We start from the raw sequence: 6,909 nt of genomic DNA, 5'->3' as shown, positions 1-6,909 counted from the left end.
TGCTGATAAAATCAAGGTTTCTTGATGCCGGCATATTGGTTTTTATCGTTTTGAGTACTTATAATCCGACTTTAGGGTTACAACTGAATGTGAGATAACCTCTATCTTCGAGACAAAATGTCCCAAAGCAGGAACCCTCAATGTTAGCATTTGTGGAACGAATAGGACGCAGGACATATAAACATACCACCCCCCTGCCAAACGCGCCCGGAAACCCTTGATACAAGCGGCTTTCAAACGCCTAAATGCTAACACTCCAGCCGTGGAAAATAAGCGGTTTTTACAGCGCGTTCAACCCAATCCCCCCACCCTTCCCCATTCATGGGAAAGGGGGCGGCTCTGGAGGATATATCCCCCGCCGCGCCGGAGGGGTAGCACAGCCGGGGCAAGCCGTCAAGGGTAAGCCGCCGCAAGCGGCGTTGCTACGCACCCTTGACCGCCAGCTCCCTCCTGTGCTTAATAGTAGGCGGCGACGGGGGATATACCACCAGAGCCCCTATGTAAAAATGCGCGGGGACAACGATTGCTTTGGGACATTTTGTCTCGAAGTTGCTACCCGATATTTATACTTTGCGAGTGGAATGGCCGGGGTCTGCTGGGGGCCGCCTTGATAACCAAAACAGGGCGGCCCTCAGTGGACTCCGGCCATATCGTACAGAGAAACCGCCCCATTTTCAAGGACGGTTTTCTGCGTAATGTGATAGTTTCAATCTGTTTTCTTGTATTTTCGTCAATCTTCTTTCGATTTCGTGTTCCTAATAAGAGTTAATCATACCACTATGCGCCTGCAGCGGATTATGTCACAGTCAGGAATGCGGACATCGTGGCCCGGTTCATGGAGGAAAACGGAATCCCTTACGTGAAAGGCAGGACATGGACCACCGACTCTTTCTATCGGGAAACCGTCAATAACTTCGAAAAGCATAAAGCGGACGGCTGCATCTCGGTAGAGATGGAATGCGCCGCCCTCCAGGCCATGTGTGATTTCAGAGGGCTGAACCTGTACACATTCTTCACCAGCGGCGACCTCCTTGACGCGCCTGAATGGGATACCAGGCAAAAAGAGGGACATGTCGAGGGAACGCAGCACGACTCCGGACATTTCGATATCGCATTGGAACTTGCGCGTTATATCGTTTCATAGTGGTCCCCAACATTTCCCAGAATACGCAATGGCATCCACCTGGAACAGCAGATTGCCGGGATCAGCAAACTCAGTCTGAATGGACTTGCGCGCGGGGTACTTGCCATGGAACCTCTCTTTGACCACCTGTTCCATCACCGGGATATCCCAGATATTCTTGAACAGGCAGTTCATCTGTACTACATGTTCCAGGGTCAGCCCCACCAGCGCCAGCCGCTCTTCCATCACGTCAAAAGCTTCCCTGACTTGCTGCTCAATCGGGCCGTCGATATTCCGCACACAATAATTCAGGAAACAATAGTCCCCCGCCTGGACAATCCCGGAATGCGCCCACTCCTCGTTTACCTCATACCTTTTGATCTCGTTCATGCTCCTATACTCCTTTTTTATAATATTTTCAAGAACTTCCATATTCCGCCTGAATCTCTCTACAGTTTTTCAAAATGCGCTCTTTCAGTTCCGGCGGTTCGATTATCCGTACATGATTTCCGAAAGAAAGAATCGCCCCATACCAGAATGTCTCATGTTCCGGTGCAGAGAAACAAAACATAAAATCACCATTTTCAAATTCCTGTACAATCCGCCCATTCAGATATTCCCGGCACTTCGCTCTCACGCACGCTTTTCCGTACAGGCTGACATGCATGATTTTTTCCCTGCTGCCGCTGGACTTTATCTCCGAAACATCATGGTCTCTCGTATATTTTATATCTGTTTCACGTAAATCCTCCATGCGAACCAGCTTGAACATGCAATAATCCTGATGCTTTTCGTGATATCCGATCAGATACCAGTTATACCATTTATACTGGAGGCAGACCGGTTCCACCTGAATCTCTTTCCGTTCCTCATGGCTGTTCGTATACAGAAACCGGACGACGCGCTTTTTCCCGATTGCGTCTTCCAGCAGCTTCAGCAGCCCCTTGATTTCCTCATCTTCCGCTGCCACGCTCAAGTCCACGGAAACCGCATTGTTTCCCCTTTCGTTCAGGCTCTCTATCTTCGCCAGCGTCCGCTCCAGGCTTTTGCTGGCGTACGCGCTGGCCATCCCTTTCAGGGCTGTCACAAGCCAGTCGTACTCATTTCGTGTGACAGCCTGCTTCTCCAGTACATAGCTGTCCATAATCTGGTAGCCTCCATCCACCCCATAAAAGGCCTGAATCGGGATGCCCGCCTGATCCAGGGATTCTAAATCCCGCATGATTGTCCTGGAAGAAACCTCAAACTCCTCGGCCAGTTTCTGTGCGGACGTCCGTCCATGCTTCAGCAAATAGACCACAAGCCCCATAAGTCGGTCAATCTTCATCTTTACACCCCTTGCGCTCTTTTTTTAGTATAGCAGACAAACTATGACACCATTATGTCATATATTATGAAAACAGACAATTGATTCATTTCCAAAACGCAAAACAGGAGCACAGCCTTTCGGTTCCCCCAATCAGCCGTGCTCCCATTCCGTCAGGCAGCAAATCAGATAACAGAAATACGTCATTTAATCACCCAGCCTTATTTCCTGCAATGCCCATCACCCAGGGAATCTTCCCCCCCTCGTCCAGGCAGGTGCAGGCATTCACCTCCTCCAGGTACCAGCATCAGCAATACCACTCGATGGAAGCAGGACAATATTGACGATGGCTGTGGCCACCAGCCTTTTGCTGCTTTTGAACACCTGCCGGGATAGGATGACGCCACTGGTCTGCCGTTCAGCACATGATGCGCCACGGCCAGCACAAAGATTCCCACACCCAGCCATTCATAGGGGGAAGCGGCAACGCAACACGGATGGCGCAGTCTCAGGTAATCTCCCGGGTCAAGTCCTTCACCCAGCCATATTTCCTGTAATGCCCCATCACCCAGGGAATCTTCCCCACCTCGTCCAGACAGGTACAGGCGTACACCACCAGCACCGGCCAGTCCAGCAAAAACGTTCCGGCGGCGGCCAGCGGCACGGCAATCCCCCACATGCACACAGCCAGGCTGTACAGATCGAACATCGTGTCACCGCCTGCGGCGAAAATGCCGTTGATGATAATGGTGTTCACCGCCCGGCCAATCATATAGAATGCCATGATTACCATCATCCCTACCAGATACTTCTGCGCGTCGTCCGTCAGCTTCACGAACCCAAGCACCACAGGCGTCAGCAGCAGCATGACACCTGTGGAGAGGAACCCGCACAGGAACGCCAGCTTCACCAGACGGTTCCCATACAGCTTCCCCCGCTCCAGATTGCCCGCGCCCAGCTCATGCCCCACCAGGATGCCCCCGCCGCTGCTGATGCCGTTGCAGAGACAGCAGATCAAATCCCTGACCACAGAGGCCACGGAATTGGCTGCCGCCGCGTCCGTCCCCATATGTCCCATGAAAGCGGTGTAGGAAGTGAACCCCACGCCCCAGAAAAGGCTCGCCCCCAGCAGCGGGAACGCGCATTTCCAGAAATCCGAGGCCAGCAGCGGATTGCGCTTCAGGAACCGGTTCCACTGAGGGCGTACATACCCCTCCCTCCTGGAGCAGAGGACGCACCAGAGCAGCTCCACCACCCTGGCAATCAAAGTGGCCAGCGCCGCTCCCTGCACCTCCATGGCAGGCAGCCCGAACAATCCAAAGATGAACACCGCGTTCAGCACAATATTCAGAATCACCGCCCCGGAGCTGATCATGGCGGTCTGTGACGCATGCCCGCTGACTTTCATGATGACCAGATAGCACTGGGAAATGCCCGTGAGAAGGTAGGACCATCCGGCCACTTTCAGATACCGGATACCTATGGCAATCAGCGCCTCCTCGTTGGTGAAAATCACCATTAGATATCTGGGAAAAAACACGCATCCCACAAAGAACAGTAAGGAAGCGATACCGCAATAGCGTAGAGCGATACAGAAAATATCGTCAACCGTCTGCACGTCTCCTTTCCCCCAGTACTGGGCCCCCAGAATGGCGGCGGCGGAGACCACTGCGCTTAGGATCATATTCTGGATGAACTGTATCTGCGTCGCCAGAGAGACTGCCGCCATGGAGTCCTGGGCCACGCTTCCCAGCATGATGGCATCCGCCGCCGCCACGGAAGCCAGCATCAGGCTCTGCAGCGCAATGGGCGCGGTGAGCATCAGCAGCTTTCTGCAGAAAATCTTGTCCGAAAATATACGGTCTTTCATGTCCTTATATCCTTTTCCATTTATTCAGTCTTCTTTCTTTTCCGGGCAAAAACATACACAATGATCAATACCCAGATCCCCGCCAGAGACGCCAGAAGAGCCACGGATGTACCGGGCAGCGGCCCCAAGTCTGTTTTGCCTCCTGAAGCCGATCTGTTCTGGCGCTGCAGCTGATCCAGTCTGTACAAAGAAACAGTATCCTCATAAAGCTTTTCAAAGTAGGCATCGTCCACTGTCTGGGAACGCCGGACGGATTTCACCGTCTCCTCAATCAGCCTGCCCGCCGCGTCCCGCAGAGAGGCCGAACCGTTGAACACGGGCGTGACAAAGGTATAATCCATATTTTCCAGCAGAAGCTCCGCCGCCTTGATTTTCACTTCATAATGGGCGGAATTGTCTTCGCCGCATCTGGAAAGATAATCCAGATACTCTTCCGACTGCTGTGCCCTGGAAGTCACCGGCACATATCCTTCCGTCTCCGCGTAGGCGATCTGTACGTCGTTGGTCAGCAGATACTGCGCGAACAGCCACGATGCCAGCACTTCCTGCGGGTTCTCTTTATTGAAGACGCAGACTGACGGTCCCTGGGATATCATCTGCGGATTCTCCGCGTCAAACTGCGGTATGGCCATGACTTCCGTCTCGAATTGCACCAGCTTGTCCCCGCTGATATCTATTAACGGCGCGTCGCTTCCCATCCAGGTGGCGCCGGCAGTGGAGTCAATGGCAAATATGCACTGCCCCGCGTTCAGGAAGTTGGCCGGGTAGCTGGAAATCTTAAAGGTGGAGAATGCCCCTGTTCCCGCGTGCTCCGCCACTGTCTCCAGCAGTTCCTTCGTTGTATCGGAAAAGAGCAGTATCTCGCTGTCTTCCGTGGAATAGCCGGCGTTTCTTTGCCGGAGCTGCTGTATCATCATATTGTCGGTGGATTTATAGATAAAAGGAATCAGCACATTCTGACCGTTCACCAAATAGTTCCCCTCGCTGTCTGTTTCCATGGCCGCCTCCGATACCTCCCAGACGAAATCCCATGTAAGGTCATCCGGCAAATCGTACCCCAGTTTTTCTACATATGTCTTATTAATATAGCACGCTTCTGTGGAGCGCATATAGGGAATGGCGTAATAGTGACCACCAAAGGAGCACTCCTCCAGAAACTTCGGAATGATTTCCTCTCTCGCCGGGGAATCGTACCTGACCTCACTGCCGCCGAGACCGTAACTTTCGTCATCGAAAAGCTCTTCCAGCGGCACCACCTGATTCACGCCTGTCAGGTAAGTGGCGATATGGTCAGGATAGGTGATGCAGACATTCGGCGTGGTATTGGTAGCGATATTTGTTATCACATCGTTATATATTTTACCATAATCCGTATACAGCCGCAGATTCACCGTGATGTTCGGATACAGATTTTCAAAATCCGCAATGGCCTGTTCGTAGATGGCAGTCTGGGTCTTATTGGTGTCGTTTTTTGCCCAGAACGTGATTTCGTACTCTTCTGCTGTGTCGAATTCTTCCGGAATCACAAAGGCATCCAGTCCCTTTGAACCGTGACAGCCGGTAAGCGCCAGCATGCTTCCCACTGCCAGAGAAATTCCTGCCAGGAACAGCTCCGCCCTTCTGCATACTCTTTTGCGAAGCTTATCATTCCGAAGCTCCTGATTCTGAAGCTTCCCGCCCCATGTCGTCTCCGCTTGGGAACCATCCTTTTTACGGCAGACGCATCCCGCGCCGGCATCCCCAAGACGCATAGCATGTCTTCTCATCCTTTCGTCCCTCCTCTTGATACGCCGGCCATAATCTTCTTATGAAACAGCAAGAACAGCACAATCAGCGGCAGGGAAATCGCTACCACTGCCGCCATCATGGCCGGGATATTCTCGCGGCCGAACCCGTTCTCACGAATCTCCTGGATGCCATTGGACACCAGATAGTATGCCTCATCGTCCGTAATCAGCCTGGGCCATACATAGGAATTCCAGCATTCGATTATCTTCAGAATCGTCACGGTAATCAGCGTGGGCTTTGACATGGGCACCAGCACCTTCAGCAGATACTTCATATCCGAAGTGCCGTCAACCTTGGCGGCTTTGTACAGGCTGTCCGGCACCTGTTCGAAATTCTCTTTCAGCAGATAGATATAGAAGACGGAGGTGACGGAGGGCAATATCAGACCCTGAAAGGTATTACGCATGTCCAGGTTGGTGATGGTCACGAAATTGGTGATGATTACCAGTTCGTTGGGAATCATCATCAGTGACAGGAACAGCACGAAAGCCCCATTCCGCCCCCTGAAGTCCAGCCTGGCGAAAGCGAATGCCGCCAGCGTGATCACCACTATCATGATGGCAGTGGTCAGCACCGTAAAAATAATCGTATTTAGAAAATACCGTCCCAGGGGCACTGAGGTGAACGCGTCCACATAGTTCTGCATCGTCGGGGACAGGGTGAAAAACTTCGGAATATACTCCGAGTTGTACGCCCCATAGCTTTTTACGGATGTCAGAACCATCCAGTAAAAGGGAAACAGCACAATCAACGCCCATAACACCAAAAAGAAATAAGTAATCGTTTTCTTTGCCTGATCCATTTCCACATCCTCCAAATGCT

Annotated in this window: 6 protein-coding genes; 1 reads left to right on the top strand and 5 read right to left on the bottom strand. The window is 52.1% G+C overall.

Annotated features, from left to right (window positions below):
* Positions 1–823 precede the first annotated feature (823 nt).
* Complete coding sequence (locus tag NFS35_RS16420; protein WP_251208207.1) at positions 824–1,144, top strand: phosphorylase family protein; 321 nt, start codon at positions 824–826, stop codon at positions 1,142–1,144.
* Here the strand turns inward: NFS35_RS16420 and NFS35_RS16415 are convergent.
* The 5 genes from NFS35_RS16415 to NFS35_RS16395 all read right to left on the bottom strand — a co-directional run bounded on the left by NFS35_RS16415 (position 1,139) and on the right by NFS35_RS16395 (position 6,889).
* Positions 1,139–1,513 (bottom strand): RidA family protein, encoded by a 375-nt coding sequence (locus tag NFS35_RS16415; protein ID WP_251208206.1) that lies wholly within the window; start codon positions 1,511–1,513, stop codon positions 1,139–1,141. The two genes, NFS35_RS16420 and NFS35_RS16415, sit on opposite strands and share 6 nt — an antisense overlap.
* A 28-nt stretch (positions 1,514–1,541) precedes the next feature.
* Positions 1,542–2,450, bottom strand: a complete 909-nt coding sequence (locus NFS35_RS16410) for a helix-turn-helix transcriptional regulator (protein WP_251208205.1) — start codon at positions 2,448–2,450, stop codon at positions 1,542–1,544.
* 487 nt (positions 2,451–2,937) lie between these two features.
* On the bottom strand, positions 2,938–4,299 hold the full coding sequence (locus NFS35_RS16405) for an MATE family efflux transporter (RefSeq protein ID WP_251208204.1): 1,362 nt from the start codon (positions 4,297–4,299) through the stop codon (positions 2,938–2,940).
* Positions 4,300–4,319: 20 nt separating this feature from the next.
* Positions 4,320–6,065 carry an ABC transporter substrate-binding protein gene (locus NFS35_RS16400; RefSeq protein ID WP_330640285.1) on the bottom strand — a complete coding sequence of 582 codons (1,746 nt, stop codon included), beginning with the start codon at positions 6,063–6,065 and terminating at the stop codon, positions 4,320–4,322.
* A complete protein-coding gene (locus NFS35_RS16395) occupies positions 6,062–6,889 on the bottom strand; it encodes a carbohydrate ABC transporter permease (RefSeq protein ID WP_251208203.1) in 828 nt (275 codons plus the stop codon). Before NFS35_RS16395 ends, NFS35_RS16400 begins: the two co-directional genes overlap by 4 nt.
* Between the last annotated feature and the right edge of the window lie 20 nt (positions 6,890–6,909).

It is taken from the genome of Acetatifactor aquisgranensis (assembly GCF_943193215.1).
GTDB lineage: Bacteria > Bacillota > Clostridia > Lachnospirales > Lachnospiraceae > Acetatifactor > Acetatifactor aquisgranensis.
Note: the sequence above shows the minus strand (reverse complement) of the source record. Positions and strands in the feature narration are given on the sequence as shown.